The 25,192-nt window shown below is 36.0% G+C and carries 9 protein-coding genes; all 9 read left to right on the top strand.

Going from position 1 to position 25,192, the window contains the following annotated elements; all coding sequences use genetic code 11:
- Positions 1–58: 58 nt before the first annotated feature.
- Positions 59–3,277 carry a non-ribosomal peptide synthetase gene (locus VF06_RS13430; RefSeq protein WP_099066297.1) on the top strand — a complete coding sequence of 1,073 codons (3,219 nt, stop codon included), beginning with the start codon at positions 59–61 and terminating at the stop codon, positions 3,275–3,277.
- Positions 3,278–3,291: 14 nt separating this feature from the next.
- The gene (locus tag VF06_RS13425) at positions 3,292–8,016 is read left to right on the top strand and encodes a type I polyketide synthase (RefSeq protein WP_099066298.1); all 4,725 of its coding nucleotides are present in this window, start codon (positions 3,292–3,294) and stop codon (positions 8,014–8,016) included.
- Entirely contained in the window at positions 8,013–9,416 is a 1,404-nt protein-coding gene (locus VF06_RS13420; protein ID WP_099066299.1) for a condensation domain-containing protein, read from the top strand. The genes VF06_RS13425 and VF06_RS13420 overlap by 4 nt, the downstream gene beginning before the upstream one ends.
- A gap of 11 nt (positions 9,417–9,427) precedes the next feature.
- Positions 9,428–10,309 carry a cupin-like domain-containing protein gene (locus VF06_RS13415; RefSeq protein ID WP_099066300.1) on the top strand — a complete coding sequence of 294 codons (882 nt, stop codon included), beginning with the start codon at positions 9,428–9,430 and terminating at the stop codon, positions 10,307–10,309.
- Between the two features lie 40 nt (positions 10,310–10,349).
- Positions 10,350–11,606 carry a diaminobutyrate--2-oxoglutarate transaminase gene (gene ectB / locus VF06_RS13410; protein WP_099066301.1) on the top strand — a complete coding sequence of 419 codons (1,257 nt, stop codon included), beginning with the start codon at positions 10,350–10,352 and terminating at the stop codon, positions 11,604–11,606.
- A gap of 35 nt (positions 11,607–11,641) precedes the next feature.
- Positions 11,642–14,407, top strand: coding sequence for a non-ribosomal peptide synthetase (locus tag VF06_RS13405; RefSeq protein WP_099066302.1), 2,766 nt, complete (start codon positions 11,642–11,644; stop codon positions 14,405–14,407).
- Between the two features lie 21 nt (positions 14,408–14,428).
- The gene (locus VF06_RS13400; protein ID WP_099066303.1) at positions 14,429–19,096 is read left to right on the top strand and encodes a type I polyketide synthase; all 4,668 of its coding nucleotides are present in this window, start codon (positions 14,429–14,431) and stop codon (positions 19,094–19,096) included.
- A 17-nt stretch (positions 19,097–19,113) separates the two neighbouring features.
- A complete protein-coding gene (gene panP / locus VF06_RS13395) occupies positions 19,114–20,760 on the top strand; it encodes a pyridoxal-dependent aspartate 1-decarboxylase PanP (RefSeq protein ID WP_099066304.1) in 1,647 nt (548 codons plus the stop codon).
- Between the two features lie 73 nt (positions 20,761–20,833).
- A complete protein-coding gene (locus VF06_RS13390) occupies positions 20,834–25,159 on the top strand; it encodes a type I polyketide synthase (RefSeq protein ID WP_099066305.1) in 4,326 nt (1,441 codons plus the stop codon).
- Positions 25,160–25,192: the final 33 nt, after the last annotated feature.

The raw sequence follows: 25,192 nt of genomic DNA, 5'->3' as shown, positions 1-25,192 counted from the left end.
TCTCTTTCCTCTCTGTGTCCTCAGCGTCTCTGCGGTTCGTTTAAAAATTAACTGAATCATGAATAATCAAGCAATTCACGGTTTTCAACTTTCACCACAACAAAAACATTTATGGCTATTACAACAAGAAAACAATAGCCATGCCTATTATTCATTTATTGCGGTGGAAATTACAGGTAATTTAAATATAGAAACGTTGAAGGATGCCATAAAAACTATTGTCCACAAACATCAAATTCTTTGCACTAGCTTTCGCTGCTTACCAGGAATGAATATTCCATTACAAGTAATTGAAGATAACAGCGATTTATTAATCAAAGAACACGATTTTAGAACAATTACAGTCGCAGAACAAAATCATGCTATTGAATTATTAATTGAATCTCTTAAACAAGATAAATTACAGATATCTCTAGCTATATTGTCAGAATCTAGATGCATATTATTGTTAAACTTACCTGCTTTATACGCAGATACAACTTCCCTGAATAATTTATTAACAGAAATCACTCGTGCTTACACTGGCAATTTAGATGATGAAGAACCAGTACAATACATAGTTTTTTCAGATTGGCAGAATGAATTATTAGAGTCAGAAGAAGCAGAAATTGGCAGAAAATATTGGCGAGAAAAAGATATTAATAATATTTGTAATTTGAAACTGCCAAATGAAAATAACTTGCCTAATAAAACTGAATTTAAACCGCAAATTTTTACTCAAATAATTCCCCCTGAAATTGTAGCGAAAATCAAGGCGATCGCCGAAAATTTCAACACCACTGAATCATCCTTATTACTAACATGTTGGCAAATCCTACTATGGCGCTTGACTAATGTATCAAATATGGTGATTGGCACTCACTGCGATGGTAGACCGGAAGCAGAACTCCAAGATATGGTAGGACTGCTAGCCAAATATGTACCAGTAGATTGCCATTTCCAAGGTAATTTCAAATTTAGCGAAGCTTTAGAGCAAATTACTTTGAAGCAAAATCAAGCTGAGGAATGGCAAGATTGTTTTAATTGGGAATTATTTTCAGGATTTGATAATATACCCTTCTTACCCTTTTGTTTTGAATTTATAGAGCAAAATTGTGAAATTTTGACTACAAATGCAGTTAATTTTTCTCTACTACAGCAATATGTTTGTTTTGATAAATTTAAAGTAAAATTATCATTTATTCGTAGAAAAAATTCTCTTCAGGCTCAATGGCACTATGATGCAGAGTTATTTTTACTAGAAGATATCGAACGATTATCGGGACAATTTTTTAATCTTTTAAAAAGTGCCATTAACTATCCTGATGCACTACTCAGGGAATTACAAATACTCAGCGACAATGAAAACAAAAAACTGCTAATTGAGTTTAATAATACACAAATTGATTTTCCAAACAATAAATGTTTTCAGCAACTTTTTGTGGAACAAGTACAACGTACCCCAGACAATATTGCTGCTGTTTATGAAAATCAACAATTTACCTACCAAGAATTAAATCATCGTGCTAACCAGCTAGCTCATTATCTACAACAATTAGGTGTAAAACCAGATGTCATGGTGGGAATTTGTGTAGAACGTTCCCCTTTCATGCTAATTGCACTTTTAGGGATCTTAAAAGCTGGTGGTGCTTATGTACCCATTGACCCTAATTATCCTTTAGAAAGAAAAACTTTTATCTTAAAGGATTCTCAAATGCCAGTGCTATTGACTCAACAGCATTTAATGGCAGATTTAGTTACAAATGAAATTCAAGTAATTTATCTTGATAGTGATTGGGAAACCATAAACCAACAAAAAATTGATAACCCAATTACTACAACAACGACATTAAATTTAGCTTATGTGATTTACACTTCCGGTTCCACTGGGAAACCGAAAGGAACTCTTATCCCCCATCAAGGATTAGTGAATTACTTAAGTTGGGCTACTCAAAAATATACAGTCGAACAAGGAATAGGAACTGTAGTCCACTCACCTCTGGGTTTTGATTTAACCATCACCAGTTTGTTATCACCTTTATTAGTTGGTCGCACAGTAGAATTATTATCAGAAGAACAAGGAATTGAAACTCTTTCTCAAGCTTTAAAGAAAAGCTCGAATTTAAGTTTGGTGAAAATCACTCCCGCACACTTGGATTTGTTGAAACAACAGTTATCTAAAGAAGAGATAGCTAATAAAACAAGAGCTTTTATTATTGGTGGTGAAAATTTATTAGCCCAAAGTATTACTTTCTGGCAAGATGTAGCCCCAGATACGATATTAGTCAATGAATACGGCCCCACAGAAACAGTGGTAGGCTGCTGTATTTATCAAGTTCCAGTGGGAAAACATACTTCAGGTTCCATACCCATTGGTAAACCCATCGCTAATACTCAGTTGTACGTTTTAGACCAATATTTACAACCAGTAACAACAAACGTAACGGGCGAATTATATATTGGTGGACTGGGATTAGCTAGGGGTTATTTGAATCAACCTGAATTAACAGCTTTGAAATTTATCCCCAATCCCTTTAGTAAACAACAAGGCGATCGCCTTTATAAAACAGGTGATTTAGTCCGCTTTTTACCGAGTGGAGATATTGAGTATATCGGTAGAATTGATAATCAAATAAAAATCCGGGGTTTCCGTGTTGAATTAGGAGAAATTGAAGGAGTTATCAATCAACATCCATCGGTATCTGCAAGTGTAGCAATACTCCGGGAGGATAAACCAGGAAATCAAAATTTAATCGCTTATATCACTCTTTATCCAGACAAAACATTAACAATTTCTCAACTGCGACGCTTCTTACAAAATAAATTGCTTGACCATATGCTACCAACAGCGTTTATGATATTAGAAGCATTTCCACTAACATCTAATGGCAAAGTAGACCGTCGAGCATTGCCAATGCCAGATGCGCTACGGCCAGAATTAGAAGTTGCTTATGTAGTACCACAAACAGAAGTAGAAAAAACAATAGCTTCAGTTTGGCAGAAAGCTTTAAATCTTGAAAAGATAGGTATTCACGATAATTTTTTTGAAATTGGCGGTCATTCATTACTTTTAGTTACAGTTCACAGCCAATTACAAGAAATATTGAATAATGCCGAACTATCAACCCTTGATTTGTTTAGATATCCCACCATTAATTCTTTAGCAGAGTATTTAAGCTCATCTGCAAATCAAACACTATCCCTTCAAGAAACTGATATCCAAACAGAGAAAATTTCAGCTGGGAAAGCGCAACAAAGAAAACGGTTGCAAAAACTTAAATCAGTTGAAAATAATTAAGGAATTTATCAATTATGAATATTCCCAGCGACACATATTCTTATAACGGTTCAGAAATTGCAATTATCGGATTAACAGGAAGATTTCCTGGGGCGAAAAATCTTGATGAATTTTGGCATAATCTCCAAACTGGCGTAGAGTCAATTTCTTTTTTCAGTGACGAAGAACTGTTAGCAGCAGGAATAGAACCAGCACTGATTAACAATCCCAATTATGTGAAAGCCAATGGTGTTTTAGAAGATGCAGAACTTTTTGATGCTGCCTTTTTTAACTTTAATCCTAGAGACGCAGAAATCACCGATCCGCAACATCGGATTTTTTTAGAGTGTGCTTGGGAAGCTTTGGAAAATGCAGGCTATGATTCTGAAACTTATAATGGTTCCATAGGTGTTTTTGCTGGCTCTAATTTAAGCGGTTATTTATTAAACATTTATTTTAATCAAAATATTAGAAACTCAATAGACGAACACCAATTAACAATTGCTGCGGATAAAGATTATTTAGCTACACGTACTTCTTACAAACTTAATTTAACAGGCCCTAGTTATACAATTCAAACAGCTTGTTCAACTTCATTAGTCGCCGTACATTTGGCTTGTCAAAGTTTGCTTAACGGTGAATGCGATATTGCTTTGGTTGGCGGAATTTCTGTTGGTGCATCTAGAAAAGCTGGCTATTTATATCAAGAAGGCGGTATAAAATCTCCTGATGGACATTGCCGTGCTTTTGATGCTCAAGCACAGGGAACTGTTAGTGGAGAAGGTGTAGGAATTGTTGTTTTAAAAAGATTAGAAGATACATTAAATGATGGTGATTTTATTCATGCTGTAATCAAAGGTTCTGCCGTTAATAACGACGGTTCAAATAAAGTTAGCTATACAGCACCCCGCATAGAAGGTCAAGCTAAAGTTATTAAAACTGCCCAATTTGTTGCAGAAGTAGAAGCAGAAACAATTAGCTATATTGAAGCTCATGGAACCGGAACTTCTTTAGGAGATCCCATTGAAATCGCAGCACTAACCCAAGCTTTTGAAAGCAGCACAAAAAAGAAAAATTTCTGTGCAATTGGTTCCTTAAAAACCAATATTGGTCACTTAGATGCAGCCGCCGGTGTTGCAGGTTTAATTAAAACAGTTTTAGCCTTAAAACACAAACAAATCCCTCCCAGCTTGCATTTTGAGGAACCAAATCCTCAAATTGATTTCGCCAATAGTCCTTTTTATGTCAACAATCAACTTTCCGAATGGAAAATAAACGAATATCCTAGACGTGCAGGAGTTAGTTCTTTTGGTATTGGCGGTACTAATGCTCATATCATATTAGAAGAAGCTCCCAGGCAGCAGGGGAATAAAGGGGTAAATGAGCAGGGGAAAAAGTATCAATTGCTGGTACTTTCAGCTAAGACTAATACAGCCCTAGAAACCGCTACAAAAAATCTGGCGAATTATCTACAAACACATCCAGATTTAAATCTCGCTGACGTTGCTTATACTTTGCAAGTTGGTCGCCGAAATTTTAATTATCGTCGAGTTTTATTGTGTCAAAATATTTCAGATGCAATCAAAACACTCACAGCGCCAGATAAACAAGGGATTTTTAGTAATTGTTCAGAAACCCGTAACCATCCAATTGTATTCATGTTTCCCGGACAGGGAGCGCAGTATGTAAACATGGGACGGGAATTATATGAAACTGAATGGATTTTTCGGCAACAAGTTGATAATTGCTGTGAATTATTAAAGCCATATTTAAATTTAAATCTCAAAGAAATACTTTATCCTCCAACATTAGAAACTACAGTAGAAAAACTCCAACAAACTTCCTTAAGTCAACCTGCATTATTTGTAATTGAATATGCCCTAGCTAAACTTTGGATGTCTTGGGGTGTGCATCCCCAAGCAATGATTGGTCACAGCATCGGCGAGTATGTAGCGGCTTGTATTTCTGGTGTTTTTTCTTTAGAAGAAGCACTGACTTTAGTCGCGATTCGCGGAGAATTAATGCAAAATCTCGAACCTGGGTCGATGCTTTCTGTTTCTATTTCTGCTGAAGAAATACAACCAATGTTGGGTTCAGAACTTTCTTTAGCAGCCAGCAATGCACCATCTCTTTGTGTGGTTTCTGGTGCTACAAATGCCATAGAAATATTAGAAAATAAGTTGACAGAACAAGGTATAGATTGTCGCCGTCTGCATACATCTCATGCCTTCCATTCCCAAATGATGGAGCCGATTTTAGAGACATTTGTAGCACACGTTAGAGAAGTCAATTTCAAAGCGCCACAAATTCCTTTTATTTCTAATGTTAGCGGCACTTGGATTACAGCACAGCAAGCAACCGATCCTGATTACTGGGGGAGACATTTACGACAAGCGGTATTGTTTAACGAGGGAATCGCTACATTGCTGCAACAACCAGAGCGAATATTTTTAGAAGTCGGCCCTGGACGCACCTTAACTACCCTAACCAAACGACAGTTAGCTACACAAACTATGGTGCTAACTTCGCTGCGACATCCCCAAGAGCAAGTTTCTGATGTGGCATTTTTACTTAATACTTTGTCTCGGCTTTGGTTAACAGGATTGCCGATAAATTGGACGGGCTTTTATGCTGGCGAACAATGCAGACGTATTCCTTTGCCTACTTATCCTTTTGAGCATCAGCGTTATTGGATTGAGGTTGATTCTAAAACTACATTCTCAACAATATCGCCAAAATCATTAGCTAAAAAGCCAAATATTGCTGATTGGTTTTATGTCCCAAGTTGGAAACAATCAACACCAATTGAATTATTTCCAGCAATGGAAAAAAATATCTGCTGGTTAATTTTTATAGATGACTATGGAGTGGGTGATGCAGTTGTCAAAAAATTACAACAGCAAAGTCAAAATTTGATCGCAGTTAAGATTGGAGATAAATTCACCCAAATTAATAAATATACATACACTGTTAATCCCCAACAAAGAAATGATTATGATGTTTTGTTTGTAGAACTGCAAAAACAAAGTTTGATTCCCAATGTAATAGTTCATTTTTGGAGCATTACGCCAAATGATGCTTTACCTACTTTAGAAAATTGCCAGAATCTTGGCTTTTGGAGTTTGTTGTATTTGACTCAAGCATTAGGAAAACAAAATATTAGCGATTCTTTGAAATTAAAAGTTATAACTAATAATGTACATAATGTCATCGGCGATGAAAAATTATGCCCAGAGAAGGCAACTATATTAGGTGCTTGTAAGGTAATTCCCAAAGAATATCCAAATATTCATTGTTCGCTGATTGATGTGGTAATTTCTAATGCTCAAATTTTCCAAAAATTTGTGAATTATTTAATTACAGAATTAAGAACCCAGCAAACAGAAAATATAGTTGCTTATCGGGGATATCATCGCTGGATTCCAACCTTTGAAAATGTACGTTTAGATGAAGATATTCCTAGTAAAACTAAACTAAAAAAAGCAGGAGTTTACTTAATTACTGGTGGACTCGGCGGTATGGGTTTAGTACTGGCGGAACATTTAGCGAAGACAGTACAAGCTAAATTAATTTTAATTGGTAGAAATAAATTACCAGAGCGATCGCACTGGCAACAATGGCTAGAAAATCACGATCGCCAAGATTCTGTAAGCCGCAAGATTGAAAAAATATTGGCACTTGAAAAATTAGGTTCCCAAATTGAAATTAAAAGTGCCGATGTCGCTAGCTACGAAGAAATGCAGGTAGCCATTACTGAAGCTTTAGAAAAATTTGGTCAAATTAATGGCGTCATCCATGCTGCGGGTATTGCTGGCGGTGGCATGATTCAACTCAAAACAGAGGATTTAGTAAATAGTGTTTTCGCACCAAAAATCAAGGGCACATTAGTATTAGAAGAAATTTTAAAATTCAAAAATATTACTTTAGATTTCTTGGTGCTTTGTTCATCCCAGAGTTCTATATTAAGTGAATTCGGACAGGTAGATTATTGTGCCGCCAATGCATTTCTCGATGTTTATGCAAATTATCGTACCTCTGAATTTGATGAATTCACTGTGTCAATTAACTGGGATACTTGGCAAGAAGTAGGGATGGCAGTGGAGACAACACTACCAGAACAATTAAAATTGCAACGTCAAGAAGAAATTAAAAAAGGCATACTACCTCCAGAAGGTGCAGAAGCTTTTAATCGTATTTTGTTAAGTAATTTGCCTCGTGTTATTGTCTCCACCCAAGATTTTCAACAAGTAATTGAACAGAATAATTCCTTCAATTACCTCAACCAAGATTTAGGACTGTTATCAGAGACATCAACAACAAATCTTACCCACATTAGTCATCCGCGTCCAAATTTAGCAAATGCTTATATTGCCCCTCAAAACGAAATTGAGGAGACTTTAGCTAATATTTGGCAACAATTTCTAGGAATTGAAAAAGTCGGGATTCATGACAACTTTTTTGAATTGGCTGGAGATTCGATTATTGCAATTCAAATTGTTGCCAAAGCTAATCAATTAGGCTTAAAGTTAACTTCTCAACAAATGTTTCTCCACCAAACTATCGCTGAGTTAGCAACAGCAGCCAATTTAATTGAGGTGAAGGAAACAATCGAAATTGCACCGATTCAACATCAGCAGTCTCAGTCCTTGTCAGCAGAAAAATATACACCCTCTGACTTTCCCAGGGCTAATTTAAACCAACAAGACTTAGATAAATTTTTGGCAAAAATCAATAAATTAAGTGAGAATAAAGCACAATGAAAGTCGAAAATGTAGAGGATATATACGAACTCACACCAGTGCAAAAAGGGATGCTTTTTCACTGTTTATATGCTAAGGAATCAGCATTGTATTTTTTTCACCACACCTTAACTTTACATGGTCAACCCAATATAGAAGCTTTTGAACAAGCATGGCAGCAAGTCGTAGATAGACATACAATTTTGCGTACTGGATTTTATTGGGAAGACATTGATAATCCCTTACAAGTTGTTTATAAACAAGTCAAAATTACTTTAAATCAATATGATTGGCGTGGCATTGAAACAGCAGAACAACAAGAGCGAATGAAGTTATTTTTAGAGAGCGATCGCCAGTTATGTTTTGATTTTTCTCAACCATGTTTAATGCGTTTATCTTTAATCCGTCTTGCTGGCGATCGCTATGAATTTATTTGGAGCAATCATCATATAATTATAGATGGCTGGACAACTCCGATAATATTAGAAGAATGCTTACAAATTTATGTAGCACTTTGCGAATCTAAACAAGCTAACTTACCCCCAGCCCGTCCCTTTAGAAATTATATCGATTGGTTACAGCAACAGGACATAGCTAAAACTGAAAGCTATTGGCGACAAGCATTACAAGGAGTAAAAGCACCAACTCCCTTAACTTACATCGAAAATAATCAATTACCTAATCTAAAAGAAAGATACGACGAAGAGAAAATTCAATTATCAGAAGCAACAACAAAATCCCTACTATCTTTTGCAACAAAAAATCGTTTGACTCTTGCTACATTAATTCATGGGATTTGGTCTATTCTCCTGAGTCGTTACACTTGTCATGACAACATTATCTATGGATGTACTGTTACAGGAAGGCCAGTAGATTTACCCGATGTCAATTCAATGGTTGGGATGTTTATAAATACATTACCAATTAATGTCAAGTTAAATCCTGACCAACAAGTATTGTTATGGCTACAAGATTTCCAAACTCAATTAGTAGAAGCACGTCATCATGAATATACTCCTTTAACACAAATTCAAGGCTGGAGCGAAGTACCCCGAAATTTACCATTGTTTGAAACAATTGTTGTAGTTGAGAACCTTCCAGTTAGTCAATTTGTCAGAAATTGGAAAGGAAATATAGAATTTGAACCGACTGGAACTTATTACAGGAACAACTATCCTTTAAATTTAGTTATCTATCCCGAATCAGAAATTATAGTAGCAATTTCATACAATGCTTCTAGATTCGATATCGCCACAATCACTGGGATAATTAGAGATTTTCAAGTACTTCTACAAGAAATCATAAATAATCCTCATGTTCCCATCAAAGAACTATCACTTTCCACGCCACAACAACAGCAAATATTAACTGCTTTAGATAAAGAAGCATCATTTGATTGGCAATTAGCAGCAACATTTTAAGGTATGAAGGTATGATTATTTCCTCGGCGATAGAAAGAAGATATAAGCTATCAAGTGATGAATTTCAAAAAGAATATGTTGAACTAGGTAAACCAGTCATCATTTCTGGAGTCATTTCCAATTGGAGTGGGTTTGATAAATGGTCTTTAAAATATTTCAAACAATTATCTCCATCTCTAAATATTTATGCCAAGAAATTTAGTAATAAGGAAATCGAAATATGTCGATTGACCATGAAAAAATATATAGAATTAATAGAAAGCTATGAAAAAGATCCAGAAAATCATTCTCTGCCACCATATTGTCATGACCTACCTTTATTTAGCTTAATTCCTTCACTAATAGAAGATGTTAAACCATTTCCTTTTGAATATTTACCAAAATGGTATTGGTATAAGTGGTGGCGTTACTGTCAATTTTTTTTAGGTTCTTCCAACAGCATTACACCATTACATTTTGATTGTCTTCTTACTAACAATATTTTTTTCCAAATTGCTGGACGCAAACAATTTACCATCCTATTACCTGAAGACGCTAAATATTGCTATCGCCAAGGCTGGAGATGGTTTCTTGTCAATCCAGAAAATCCAGATTTCAATAAATATCCTGATTACAAAAACGCTAGACCAATTACATTTATTGTCAATCCTGGGGAAATTTTATATATGCCTCCTGGAACGCTGCATCATGTTAGAAGTTTGGATATGTCAATTTCCTTTAATATCGATTGGCATACACAAAAAAGTTCCTTGACTGCTTTAGCAGCTATTAAAAAAGGAATGCCAGTACAAAATTTATACTATAACTGGTTATTAACAATGGGCTTAGTATTTAAAGTACCTCCCCAGATAATTTTTAAATTTTATAAAACTTATCTTAATTACGTTTCTTAAACAGTACACGCTCGGTTTGTAATTCAAATCCTAGAATCTCATGAACATATTTGAAAAGCGTGAATCCAACGTCAGAAGCTATTGCCATAATTTTCCAGATATCTTCCATCGAGCCAAAGGTTCTATCATTTATTCGGAATCAGGGAAAGAATATATTGATTTTTTTGCTGGAGCCGGGGCTTTAAATTATGGACATAACCACGACTATATAAAACAAAGAGTAATTTCATATTTAGATGCTGATGGAATTGCACATGGGCTAGATATGTATACTTCGGCTAAAGAAAAATTTTTAGCGAAGTTTGATGAAGTGGTACTTAGTTCAAAAAAGCTAGATTATCGCATTCAATTTTGCGGCCCGACAGGAACAAATGCAGTAGAAGCAGCTTTAAAATTAGCTAGAAAAGTTAAACAAAGACCAGGTATTTTTTCCTTTATGGGGGCATATCATGGAATGACTTTAGGTAGCTTATCAATTAGTGGTAATATTGGAATTAGGGCAGGGGCAATTGGGACATCAAGTAATGTCACATTTATGCCTTATCCTTATGGATTTATGGAAAGTTTTGACACAATAGAATATATTGAATCTGTTTTAAATGATGTTAATTCCGGAATTGAAAAACCAGCAGCAATTATTTTTGAAACAGTGCAAGCAGAAGGTGGGGTGATTGTTGCTCCCATTGATTGGATGCAAAGATTAAGAAAGTTATGTGACGAACATGATATTTTATTAATTTGCGATGATATTCAAGTCGGCTGTGGTCGAACTGGGTCTTTCTTTTCTTTTGAAAGAGCAGATATCGTTCCCGATATGGTCGTACTCTCTAAATCAATTAGCGGGTATGGTTTTCCCATGTCGCTATTATTAATTAAGCCAGAATTGGATATTTGGGAACCTGGCGAACATAATGGTACTTTTAGGGGAAATCAATTAGCATTTATTGGAGCAACAGCGGCTCTGGAGTATAGAGAAAGCTATGATTTTGAACAAGATGTAAAAGCTAAAGAGCTTTTTTTGAGAAATTTTCTGAATCACGAAATAGCAGCGATGAGTGAAAAAATTGCAATCCGGGGAATCGGAATGATTTGGGGAATTGATGTCAAAGATTTTGGCGATCGCACTTTATCTCAACGTATCACATCGCGTTGTTTTGAACTGGGATTAATCATTGAAAAAGCAGGCAGAAATGATAGTGTAATTAAAATTTTACCTCCCCTCACAATTGATATGTCTAGCTTACAAAAGGGTTGTTCAATTATTAAAGCAGCCTTTGATAATTGTATATCGAATTAAATTTAAGTACTAGTTAATTAGTCACATCAAAGATTATGGGTTTACATCTACACTCACATGACACATTCTCTGAAAAAATTTATTGGATAAATAAACTATCCAAAGAATTGCCAGAAACAAATTTAATGTTGGATTATGTAAGACCATTATTTCCCACTGGGAACAAAAAAGCTCTGAGCTTTGATTTATCCAATGATTTATCTCAAGCAATCATTAAACTGGGGAATGGTTCTTACTTTTCAATTTATTTAATCCTTGTGTCGGCTTTGAAAATATTGCTGCCAAAATATACGCGAAATAATGATGTTATTCTTGGCATACCAGTATATGAAAAAATCGCAACAGATGACGTAAATAGTAAAGTCATTCCTCTACGTACTCAAGTTACGTCTCAGTTGACATTTCAAGATTTTGTTTTGCAAGTTAAAGATGCTACTATAGCTGCTTACGCTCATCAAAACTATAATTTTGATGAACTAATTAAATTATTAGCAATCCCCACAATTCCTAATCGTTGCCCCATTTTTGACATAGTAGTTTTACTAGAAAATATTCATTACAAAACTCAGTTAAAGCAACTCAACAACGACATCACAATTTCTTTTACAGTTAACAGTGAAAATATTAGTGTTGATATAGAATATAGCGAACATCTGTTTCAAGATGAAAATATCAAATCAATGAGCAGATGTTATGTAAATGTTTTAGAAAGCTGTTTGAATCAAGTTCATATTAAAATTTTCGATATTGCTTTCTTAAAAAAGTCTGATAAATACCAATTATTACAACAATGTAACAACAATGTTAAAGAATATCCCGTTTACCAGACAATCAATGAATTATTTGAAAAGCAAGTAATTCAGACTCCAAATAATATAGCTGTAGTCCACGAACAAACTCAATTAACCTATCAAGAGCTAAATCAAAAAGCTAATCAGGTAGCTGGCTTATTGCGGAAATTAGGAGTTAAGCAAGGGGAGTTTATTGGGATTTTCAAAGACCGCGATATTAATTTCCTTATCGCTATTCTTGCTATCTACAAGGCGGGTGGGGCTTATGTACCCATTGATAGCACTTATCCAGCGAACCGCATTAAATATATGCTAGCTAATAGCCAAGTCAGGTTTTTATTCACAGATACTTCGTTATTAAATGTGTTATCTGATTTAGCAAAGGATAGTTTTGAGCTATCATCTATTATTTGCTTGGATAGCTTGATTGCTGATGAAAGATTAGTTAGCGATCGCCCACAATTAAAGATATATAACAACTTAGATTTTCAACATCTACCCAATGATAATATAGACCCTATAAATCATGCAGTTGACCCGGCTTATATGCTTTATACTTCTGGGTCTACAGGATTACCAAAGGGAGCAATTGTCAGGCATGATGGGGCAATCAATCATATTTATGCCCAATTCGATGAATTACAATTAACAGAAGAATTTTCTTTTCTCCAAAGCGCTCCTTCATCAACAGATATTTCCGTCTGGCAATTTTTAGCACCGCTTTTAATCGGTGGCAAAACAGTAATAGTAGATGTAGAAACTGTAGCAATTCCTGATAAACTATTTAAAGCACTCAAATCAGAAAAAATTACAGTTATTGAATTAGTACCTGCATTATTTGGCGGCTTACTGGAATATACTTCGGAACTAGCAATTCATGAAAGAGAATTACCCGATTTAAAATGGATGATGGTTGTGGGAGAACCAGTATCGGTAAGTTGGGTAAATAAGTGGCTCCAGCTATATCCTGAAATCAAAATTGTTAATGCTTACGGCCCCACGGAAGCCGCTGATGATATTACTCAATTTATTGTTAATCAGCCTTTTGCTAAAAATCAGCGCACAGTACCAATTGGTAAACCATTAGCTAACTTGAATATCTATGTTCTCGATGAGCAAATGCAACTATTACCTATTGGCGCTCCGGGAGAAATTTGTGTTTCGGGTATTGGTGTCGGTGCGGGGTATTGGAAGAATGAAGAGAAAACTAATTTAAGTTTTGTTCCTAATGTTTTTCCAGATACTAGGAAGAAATTACCACCAAATCGTCAGGATTTAATTTATAAAACTGGAGATTTAGGTAGGTGGTTAGCTGATGGAAATTTGGAATTTCTTGGACGCATTGACCATCAAGTAAAAATTCGTGGTTTCCGAGTTGAATTAGGAGAAATTGAAACATTTCTCAATCAGCACCCCAATGTACGTGAAAATGTAGTTATCGTTCAAGAAGATGTACCAGGTAACTTATTAATTGTTGCTTATGTAGTTCCGAAAATCTCACTAGTTCCTAGCGTTAGTGAATTGCGTAGTTTCTTAACAGAAAAGTTACCAGACCACATGTTACCTTCTGCCTTTGTGATGTTAGAAAATTTACCTCTAGCACCAAGTGGAAAGGTAGATAGGAAAGCTCTACCAAAACCAGATAATCTTCGCCCAGTACTAGAAACAGCTTATGTATTGCCGCGAAATGAAATGGAACGCACAATTGTTGATATTTGGCAAAAAATTCTCAAGGTGGAGAAAGTCGGCATTCAAGATAACTTTTTTGACCTTGGTGGACATTCTTTAAATGTGCTTCAGGTTTACAGCAAACTCCGAGAACTTTTTAAACCAGACTTAGCAATAACTGACTTGTTTAAATATCCAACAATCAGTTCTATCTCACGGTATTTAAATCAAGAAGAAGATGACAGCTTTGAAAATCAAAGCAATGAATTAAACGAACAACTAGAAGCTGGAAAAGCTAGATTAAAGCAACGCTTTTTGCAAAAAAGACAACAAAATGTGTAACAGCCAACAGCCAAATTAATTATGGAAGATTCAGAATATTTCACAAATACAACTGGTCTGGAAATAGCTATTATTGGCATGAGTGGCTGTTTTCCGGAAGCTCCAAACATAGAACAATTTTGGCAAAATCTCCGAGATGGAGTAGAGTCAATTCATCGATTTACCGACCAAGAATTGCAAGACTTGGGTGTAGATACCGCCTTAATCAATGACCCGAATTATGTGAAAGCAGAAGGTCGAGTCGGAGGTATAGATTTATTTGATGCTGCATTTTTTGACTTTAGTCCTAGAGAAGCTGAAATTCTAGACCCTTCATTGCGCTTTTTCTTAGAGTATTCATGGAAAGCATTGGAGGATGCTGGTTATAGTTCGCAGATATATAAAAAACCTATTGGAGTTTACGCTGGGACGAGTTTTGGCAGCTATTTACTGAATATTTATTCTAATTATGATGTCATAGCTTCTGTAGGCGATAAGCAAATAGAAAAAGGAACTTCTACAGATTACGTTACTACACTTGTTTCATATAAATTAAATTTGCAAGGGCCGAGTTATGCGGTTCAAACTACTTGTTCGAGTTCATTGGTTGCCGTACATTTAGCTTGTCAAAGTTTGCTTAGTGGTGAGTGCGATATTGCTTTAGCAGGAGGAGTTTCAATATCCACAGCAGATGGTTATTTATATCAAGAAGGAGGAATTGAATCTCCTGACGGACATTGCCGTGCTTTTGATGCTCAGGCTGCGGGAACCGTAAAAGGAAGAGGTTTAGGTCTTGTAGTTTTAAAACGATTAGAAGAAGCGATCGCCGATAAAGATTGCATCCATGCTATTATCAAAGGCTCTGCTATTAATAATGATGGTGCTGATAAAGTTAGCTACACCGCACCGAGTGTAAATGGTCAAGCGAAAGTAATTCGAGCCGCCCAAGTGATGGCTGAAGTGGAACCTGAAACTATTAGCTATATTGAAGCACATGGAACAGGAACTTCTTTAGGCGACCCCGTTGAAATTGCAGCATTAACACAAGCTTTTCGTACTAAAACTCAGAAAAAAGAATTTTGTGCCATTGGTTCTGTAAAAACCAATATTGGACATTTAGATGCAACTGCTGGTGTCGCAGGTTTAATTAAAACTGTTTTAGCTCTAAAACACAAACAAATTCCTCCTAGTTTAAACTTTGAAAAACCTTCGCCTCAAATTGATTTTGCTAACAGCCCTTTTTATGTAAATAATCAATTATCAGAGTGGAAAACAAACAATACTCCTCGCCGTGCGGGTGTTAGTTCCTTTGGTTTTGGTGGCACAAATGCCCATGTTATTTTAGAAGAAGCACCAAGACAGCAGGAAAGCAGAGGGGCAGGGGAGCAGGGGAGAAAGCATCAATTATTGCTACTTTCAGCTAAGACGAATACAGCCCTAGAAACCGCTACAAAAAACCTGCTAAATCATCTACAAACGCATCCAGATTTAAATCTTGCTGACGTTGCTCATACTTTGCAAGTAGGTCGCTGGGCTTTCAACCATCGCCGCATGGTAGTTTGTCAAAATCAAGAAGATGCTATTAACGCATTGCAAAACCCACAAAGGATTTTTACTTCTTATCAAGAACCTTGTAACCGTTCGATTGTGTTTATGTTTTCCGGACAAGGTTCGCAATATGTAAATATGGGTCGAGAATTATATGAAAATGAAAGTATCTTTAGAGAACAAGTTGATTACTGCTGCGAATTACTAAAACCTCACTTGCAAATCGATTTACGTACAGTTCTTTATCCCAGCGAAGAAAAAATTTCAGAAGCAACACAAAAATTACAACAAACAGCAATTACTCAACCTGCATTATTTGTTATTGAATATGCCATGACCAAGTTGTGGATGGCTTGGGGCGTGTGTCCTGAGGCAATGATTGGTCATAGTATTGGAGAGTATGTAGCTGCTACCATAGCCGGAGTTTTTACTTTAGAAGATGCCTTAACAATAGTCGCAACGCGAGGAAAACTCATGCAAGAGTTACCCGGCGGTGCGATGCTTTCGGTTCAGCTTCCTGAAGAAAAAATACAACAATTTCTAGAACCAGGAATTTCTTTAGCTGCCATTAATGCACCTACATCTTGTGTAGTGTCTGGTTCATATACAGCAATAGATAAATTGCAAGAAAAATTGCAACAAATAGGCGTAAATTATAGGCGGTTGCATACATCTCACGCCTTTCATTCTGCAATGATGTCACCCATCATTGAAAGTTTCATTGAGTCATTCAAAAAAATAAAATTGAATGCTCCAAAAATTCCTTTTATTTCCAATATTAGTGGAACTTGGATTACTGCCATTGAAGCAACAGATCCTCAATATTGGGCAAGGCATTTAAGACAGCCAGTCAATTTCAGCTTAGGAATTTCTCAGCTACTAAAACAGCCAGAGCAAGTATTGTTGGAAGTCGGGCCGGGACGGACGTTAAGTAGTTTGGCTAAACAACATCAAACAGATGTAATAACATTAACTTCTATACGACATCCCCAAGAACAACAATCAGATATAGAATTTTTACTTAACACCTTGGGCAAACTTTGGTTAGTAGGAATTCAAATTGATTGGTCTGGTTTTTATGCAAATGAAAAACGTCGTCGCCTACCTTTACCTACCTATCCCTTTGAGCGCCAGCGTTATTGGATTGAGGTAAATCGAAATGCAACTTTGGCAATGATGTCTTCAAAAGCATCAGATAAAAAGCCAGATATTGCTGATTGGTTTTATGTTCCTCGGTGGAAAGAATCTACACCAGTTGAATTTATTCAGCAGGATAAACTGTTAGAAGACAAATCATCTTGGTTAATTTTTGTTGATAATTATGGAGTGGGAGTAGAAATTGCCCACCGACTGCAACAACAAAATCAAGATGTAATTTTTGTAAGAGTTGGGGATAAATTTGCTCAAATTGACGACTGTAATTATGTCATTAATCCCCAAGAAAGTAATGACTATAATACTTTATTTCAAACACTGCAAGAACAAAATTTGATTCAGGAAGTAAGGCAAGTCGCGCATTTTTGGAGCCTAACTCCTAACGATATTTTACCTAGTCATGAGCTAAATCCAAAAACACAATATCAATTTTTTGAAGATTGCCAAAATCTCGGTTTTGATAGTCTGTTGTTCCTAGCACAAGCCTTGGTAAAACAGAATATCATTGACCCAATAAAGTTAATGGTTGTCACTAGTAATCTACATGATGTCACTGGTAGCGAGAATTTATGCCCTGAAAAAGCAACTATATTGGGGCCGTGTAATGTCATCCCCCAAGAATATCTCAACATCACTTGTTGTTGCTTTGATATTGTACTTCCAGACTCTAAAACTAAACTATCAGCAACATTAATAAACTCGCTGCTGACGGAATTTACAACACCAATCACTGATAATTTAATTGCTTATCGTGGCAATCATCGCTGGATTAAAACTTATGAAGCTGTACGTTTAGATGAAAGTATTACCAGCAAAACCAAGTTGAGAAAAAGCGGTGTTTATGTAATTACTGGCGGTCTTGGTCGCATCGGTTTAGCAATGTCAGAATACTTAGCAAAAACCGTGCAGGCTAAGTTAATTTTAATCGGAAGAAAAAGCTTACCAGAAAGACATAAATGGTCTGAATGGCTACTAACTCATGATGAATTTAATGAAGTTAGCCAAAAGCTAAAAAAAATGATGATGCTTGAGGAATTAGGTGCTGAAGTTGAAGCGATTAGTGCTGATGTCGCTAACGAACAACAAATGCAAAAAGCTATATATTTAGCTAAAGAACGCTTTGGTGAAATTCATGGTGTCATCCACACAGCCGGAATTAATGACGATGCCTATTACACTATTGAAGAAAGTTCTAAAGCTCAAAGTCAAGCACAATTTAGTCCTAAAGTATACGGCTTATTTGTTTTAGAAAAAGTTTTACAAGGTGAAAAGTTAGATTTTTGTTTATTCACATCTTCCTCATCATCTGTATTAGGAGGTTTAGGGTTAACTTCCTATTCTGCTGCTAATATTTTTATGGATGCTTATGCCCACAAGCAGAATCAAACAAACTTGTTTCCTTGTATTAGCGTCAACTGGGATACTTGGCAAGCTGAAGCAGGCGATATCCAAGACCTCACTGTGGGATTAGCTTTAGAAAAATTACGTATGACATGGAAGGAAGGTATAGATGTTTTTAGTCGAGTATTATGTTTAAATAAAACTCCTCAAATTGTTGTTTCTGCGGGTGAATTACAACCGAGAATTGAGCAATGGATAAAACGACAATTTTTACAAAATCATGTAGAAAATTTATCACTTCATTCCAGAGGAAACTTACAAAATGAGTACGTTCCAGCTAGCAATCAGGTAGAGCAAATAGTAGCCACAACTTGGCAAAAAGTTCTGGGAATTGAAAAGATTGGTATTTATGATAATTTCTTTGATTTGGGTGGTAGTTCTTTAATCGGTGTTGAAGTGATTTCCCAGTTACAAAAAGAATTAAATACCCATATTCCCATAATTAGCATTTATGAAAGACCAACTATCAGTTCCCTTGCCAAATTTTTAACTAAAGAGGAAGAAGTTGTTTTGCAAAAAGATTCTTCTCGTCCTCAGGTAAGGTCTGCTTCAATTAAGCGTCGCAAGGAAGCTAGACAAAGTCATCGCCGAGCCAGTCAAAAGTAAATAATCAGGGGTATAAAATGGCATTAAGTCAGCAAAAATCAGAAAAAACTCAGCAAAACTTATTTTTAGAAAATGAGCTAACGCCACAGTATGCAGTTGCCAATGACGTGATGCAATTATTTGCACCATCTAATAGCTTAGTCTGTACAGAAGCTAAGATGACTATTGAAACTGATGTGTTGATTGATAATTTTTTAAATGCCATTAACACCAATTCAGATATTGAATTTAATTCATTAATAGAAACATTTGCTGATAGTCAAGTTCCTGTTAATCCTGCTGACTTTGACACTTATCTTGAATATTTAGCAAATAATGTTATTAATCATTCAATACATACATCTTCACCGAGATTTATCGGTCACATGACTTCGGCGCTGCCTTGTTTTGTAAGACCTCTGGCAAAACTGATGACAGCAATGAATCAAAATGTCGTCAAAATAGAAACAGCCAAAGCTTTTAGCCCCTATGAGCGTCAAGCTTTGGCAATGATTCATAGATTAATTTATAACTTTTCTGATAAATTTTATAGCGAACATGTGCAAAATAGCCAAAGCACCTTAGGCATATTAGTTTCTGGAGGTACGGCAGCCAATATCATTGCATTATGGTGCGCTCGTAATAAATCTTTGGGTGCAAACAATAGTTTTCCTGGTGTAGAAAAGGCGGGTTTACCAGCAGCTTTAGATTACTACGGTTATCAAGGAGCAGTGATAATTGGTTCGGAATTGATGCATTTTTCTTTTGAAAAAGCAGCAGATTTATTAGGCATAGGCACGCATAGTTTGATTAAAATTCCTACTAATGGAAACAATCAAGTGGACTTAGTAGCCTTACGTCAAGCTGTTGCAGATTGTCAATCAAAAAATTTGCATATTATTGCGATCGCTGGCGTTGCCGGTACTACGGATTCTGGTAACATAGACTCACTTTCTGATATTGCAGATATCGCCCAAGCTGCAAATGTGCATTTTCATGTAGATGCTGCTTGGGGAGGGCCGCTAATATTTTCCGAACAACATCGACAAAAACTTGCTGGTATCGAACGCGCTGATTCTGTCACAATTGATGGACACAAACAGCTGTATTTACCTATGGGTATTGGCATGGTGTTTATGCGCGAACCACACCTAGCTGCATCCATTGAAAAAAATGCTAGCTACACCATGCGTAAGGGTTCGTTTGATTTAGGAAAACGTGCTTTAGAAGGTTCTCGTCCCGGTATGGCATTATTTTTACATGCGGGGCTACATCTAATCGGTTTGAAAGGTTATGAATTTTTGATTGATGCAGGTATTGAGAAGACGCGATATATGGCTGCGCGTATTAATGCTATGCCGGAATTTGAGTTACTATCGGAACCTGATATAAATCTGCTGCTTTATCGTTATATTCCCCAAACTTTAAGAGATGTTGTAGTTAAAAAGCAATTAACAGAAAGTCAGAATCAAGAAATTAATTTATTTAATGAACGTCTACAAAAAAGTCAGCGTCAAGCTGGTCGTAGTTTTATTTCACGAACAATAAAAAGAATTAGTTGTTTCGAGAAAGAAATTTCTGTAACTGCGTTGCGTGCGGTAATTGCTAATCCGTTGACGACTAAAGAGGATATTGATGCTGTTTTAAATGACCAAATTCAAATTGCTTTGGATTTGGAGGTATGAGGTTTTTTAGAAAGGGTCTCACGCAGAGGCGCAGAGAGGAAGGCAAGAGTATGTGTAATTGTTGGTGAAAAAGATGAATGATTTTCAAGAGTTTGACAATTGTGATGATAGCGATGAGATAGCTATTATTGGAATTACTGGTAGGTTTCCAGGGGCAAATAATGTTGATAAGTTTTGGGAAAATTTGCGAGATGGAGTAGAATCAATTTCGCGTTTTACAGATGAGGAGTTGCTAGCGGCTGGTGTAGATGCTGCCTTGTTAAGTGATGCAAATTATGTGAAAGCAGGCAGTATTATGGAAGGCATCGAGTTATTTGACGCTGCATTTTTTGGATATACTCCTAGAGAAGCTGAAATTACAGATCCGCAGCATCGGATATTTTTAGAGTCAGCCTGGGAAGCTTTAGAATCTGCGGGTTATGATTCTGAATTTTATCAAGGTAAAATTGGGGTGTTTGCTGGTGTCACTAATAGTAATTATTTATTTACAAATTTAGCTTCAAATAAAGAGTTAATCGAATCTGTAGATGCGTTAAATATTTTTATTGGTAATGAAAAAGATAATTTAAGTACTCAAACTTCTTATAAATTAAATCTTACCGGGCCGAGTATTAATGTTCAAAATAACTGTTCTACATCATTAATAGCTGTACATTTAGCTTGTCAAAGTTTGCTGAATGGAGAAAGTGATATTGCTTTGGCTGGTGGTGTTTCTATAGCTAAGTTACCCCAAAAATCTGGCTATTACTATCAAGAAGGAGTTCTGCATTCTCCTGACGGACATTGCCGGACTTTTGATGCTAATGCTAAAGGAACGGTGTTTGGTGATGGGTTGGGAATTGTTGTTTTAAAAAGATTGGAGGATGCAATTGCTGATGGTGATTTGATTCATGCTGTAATTAAAGGTTCGGCTATTAATAATGACGGTTCTTTAAAAGTTGGGTTCACAGCACCTAGCGTTCGCGGTCAAAGAGAAGTAATCGCAGAAGCACTGGCTTTAGCTGGTGTTGAAGCCGATACGATTTCTTATGTGGAAGCTCATGGAACTGCAACGCCGTTGGGAGATCCCATTGAAATTAAGGCTCTTACACAAGCTTTTAATGCTACCACAAATGGCAAAAATTTTTGTGCTATCGGTTCAGTAAAAACCAATATTGGACACCTGGATACAGCAGCAGGTGTGACAGGTTTAATTAAAACAGTGCTGGCATTAAAACATCAACAAATACCGCCTAGTTTACATTTTGAAAAAGCAAATCCAGAGATAGATTTTGCTAACAGTCCTTTCTATGTCAATACCAAATTATCAGAGTGGCAAACTAAGGGATTTCCTCGTAGAGCGGGTGTAAGTTCTTTTGGTGTTGGTGGCACTAACGCCCATGTCATATTAGAAGAAGCTCCAGTAATTGAAGAATCTAGTGCTTCTCGTCCTTGGCAATTAATATTATTATCAGCGAAAACTAGCACGGCTTTAGAAACTGCCACAGCAAATTTAGCTGCTCACCTCCAGCAAAATCCCGATATTAATTTAGCTGATGTTGCTTACACTTTAAAAGTAGGTCGTCGAGTTTTTGAACATCGGCGGATGGTAGTTTGTCAAGACTTGGATGATGCTGTGAAATTACTGCAAAATCACAACCAGGAACGTGTTTTTGACTATCATTTACAGCCTACTCGTTGCCCCGTTACATTCGTGTTTTCTGCGGAAAAATCACAAAATTATAACATCATTAAAGAATTATATGAAGTTGAAGCAACATATCGCAAGCATGTAGATAATTGCGCTGAAATTTTGCAATCTTACATCGGTTTTAATATCCGTGATTTACTGTTTCACAATTCAGATAAAGTTGCCGCAGCTAATCTTAATGAACTAGCATTATTTGTCATTGAATATTCCCTAGCTGAGCTATTTATGTCATGGGGTATATTACCAGAAGCGATGATTGGTGAGGGTATTGGTGAATATGTTGCAGGTGCGATCGCAGGTGTATTTTCCTTAGAAGATGCCTTAAAAATTCTAGCAAACAAGGGCACACAAGTTAAACTGAACCCACCACGTATACGCTTTATTTCCAATGTGACTAATAGTTGGATTACAGACGCACAAGCAACAAATCTCAACTATTGGAATCAAATTTTACAACAAAATCTTAAATTATCTGATAGTATATCTCAACTATTAGAGCAGTTTGAAGGTGTTTTTCTAGAAGTTGGATTTAGACAAAATTTCAGCAAATTAACTAAAAAACACGTCTTGACTGCTTTACCTGAAAATCAACAATCAGCCGTCAGCTTTTTGCTGCAAACCTTGGGTAAGTTGTGGCTTTTTGGTGTCAATATAAATTGGTCAGAATTTTATAGCCAAGAACAGCGTCATCGTTTACCTTTACCTACTTATCCTTTTGAACGACAAAGGTATTGGATTGATGCGAAAAAGCCAGAACCAGATAACAATAATAATTTGGTTTCACTCGTTAAAAAAACCGATATAGCCGACTGGTTTTACATTCCTTATTGGAAGCCTTCATTACCTCCAGTTAAACTGGATAGCCAAGAATTAGTAACTAAAAATTGCATTTTGGTATTTCTTGATGAGTGCGGCTTGGGTCTCAACTTAGTAAAACAACTAGAAAAACAAAAGCAAGATGTAGTTACAGTTCAATTAGGTGACAGCTTTACCAAAATAGGCAATTTTGAATATACTATCAATCCCGAAAATCATTACGATTATGATATTTTATTTGAAGAATTAATCAAACAACATAAACTGCCAAAAAAGATACTTCATTTATGGAACGTTACACCTGTTGTTGAGCAAGAATTAGAACTAATTCAAATCAAGGGATTTTATAGTTTATTATTTATTGCCCAAGCTTTAGGTAAACAAGAAAGTAGTAATGATTTTGAAATCATAGTTATTTCTAACAACCTACAGTCAGTAACGGTAAGTGAATCACTTTCTCCAGAGAAAGCAACTTTACTCGGCCCAGTTAAAGTTATTTCTCAAGAATATGCAAATATTAGTTGTCGTAGTATTGATGTTCTATTTCCTCTCAAAAACAATTGGCAAGAAGAAAAATTGATAGAAAATATCCTCGCCGAACTGACGGTTGAAAAACCAGAAAAGTTAATTGCTTATCGAGGTTTAAATCGTTGGGTGCAGAGTTTTGAGCCAGTACGTTTTGAGAAAATTAAAACTGAAAAGTCTCGACTAAAAGAAAGAGGAGTCTATTTAATTACAGGTGGACTTGGAGGTATTGGGCTTGTTTTGGCGGAATATTTAGCCAGAACTTTACAAGCAAAATTATTATTAGTAGGACGTTCTACTTTACCCAACAAAAATGAATGGACTCAATGGTTATCTACTCATGATGAAACTGATAGTATTAGCTCTAAAATTCGTAAAGTCCAAGAACTTGAAAAATTGGGTGCAGAGGTTTTGACCATTGCTGCTGATGTTAGCAGTATAGAACAAATGCAAAGTGCGATCGCTCAAGCACAACAACAATTCGGTGAACTTAATGGTGTCATCCACGCCGCCGGAATTCCTGGAGGCGGTGCAATTCAACGCAAAACTCCAGAAGAAGCAGAAAAAATCCTCGCTCCTAAGGTGAAGGGAACAATCGTTATTGATAAAATTATCCAAAATATTGAATTAGATTTCTTTATTTTAGTCTCATCAAATAGTTCTATCGTAGCGGAATTTGGACAGGTAGATTATTGTGCTGCAAATGCTTTTTTAGATGCTTATGCTCACTGTAATGCTGCAAAACAAAACCGATTGATTACAAGTATTAATTGGGATACTTGGCAAGAAGTTGGGATGGCAGTAAACACACAATTACCTGAACGGCTCCAAGAATTGCGCCGAGAAAATCTCCAACAAGGTATATTACCCCATGAAGGTGTAGATGTATTTCAACGGATTTTAGACAATACAATCCCTCAGGTTGTAATATCTACCTCTGATTTATTGGAAGTATTTAAACATTACAATTCTGAAAATAAAACATCAGGATTAGATTTTTTAGAAACTGTCAATTCAGCTAAATTAAAGTATCCCAGACCACAACTCAGTAATGATTACGTTGCACCCCGCAATCAAAATGAGCAAAAGTTAGTTGATATTTGGCAAGAAGTGATTGGAATTGAAAAGATAGGAATTTATGATAACTTCTTTGAACTTGGTGGTGATTCGCTGATAGGTATTCAATTGACTAACATATTGAATAAGCAATTTAATGCAAATCTTTCTGTTGCTAAGCTCTATGAATGCCCAAATATCAATTCTATGGCAAAAACTTTTAATCCTATTGAAGAATCCGATAAAAATAGTTTTGAACAAAGGCTAAATAGAGGACAAAGGAGAAGACAAATAAAAATGCAAACTCACTAAAATGCAAAGTTAATTTATCTGGTTAGTAAAGTT

This window comes from Nostoc linckia z4 (genome assembly GCF_002608075.1).
GTDB classification, from domain to species: Bacteria; Cyanobacteriota; Cyanobacteriia; order Cyanobacteriales; family Nostocaceae; genus Nostoc; species Nostoc linckia.
The sequence above is the reverse complement of the archived record's forward strand: the minus strand, read 5'-3'. Positions and strand labels throughout refer to the sequence as shown.

What these genes read in the sequence shown, in the direction of transcription:
- VF06_RS13430 (WP_099066297.1), top strand. Translation starts at nt 59, where the DNA reads ATGAATAATCAAGCAATTCACGGTTTTCAACTTTCACCACAACAAAAA.
- VF06_RS13425 (WP_099066298.1), top strand. Translation starts at nt 3,292, where the DNA reads ATGAATATTCCCAGCGACACATATTCTTATAACGGTTCAGAAATTGCA.
- VF06_RS13420 (WP_099066299.1), top strand. Translation starts at nt 8,013, where the DNA reads ATGAAAGTCGAAAATGTAGAGGATATATACGAACTCACACCAGTGCAA.
- VF06_RS13415 (WP_099066300.1), top strand. Translation starts at nt 9,428, where the DNA reads ATGATTATTTCCTCGGCGATAGAAAGAAGATATAAGCTATCAAGTGAT.
- ectB (WP_099066301.1), top strand. Translation starts at nt 10,350, where the DNA reads ATGAACATATTTGAAAAGCGTGAATCCAACGTCAGAAGCTATTGCCAT.
- VF06_RS13405 (WP_099066302.1), top strand. Translation starts at nt 11,642, where the DNA reads ATGGGTTTACATCTACACTCACATGACACATTCTCTGAAAAAATTTAT.
- VF06_RS13400 (WP_099066303.1), top strand. Translation starts at nt 14,429, where the DNA reads ATGGAAGATTCAGAATATTTCACAAATACAACTGGTCTGGAAATAGCT.
- panP (WP_099066304.1), top strand. Translation starts at nt 19,114, where the DNA reads ATGGCATTAAGTCAGCAAAAATCAGAAAAAACTCAGCAAAACTTATTT.
- VF06_RS13390 (WP_099066305.1), top strand. Translation starts at nt 20,834, where the DNA reads ATGAATGATTTTCAAGAGTTTGACAATTGTGATGATAGCGATGAGATA.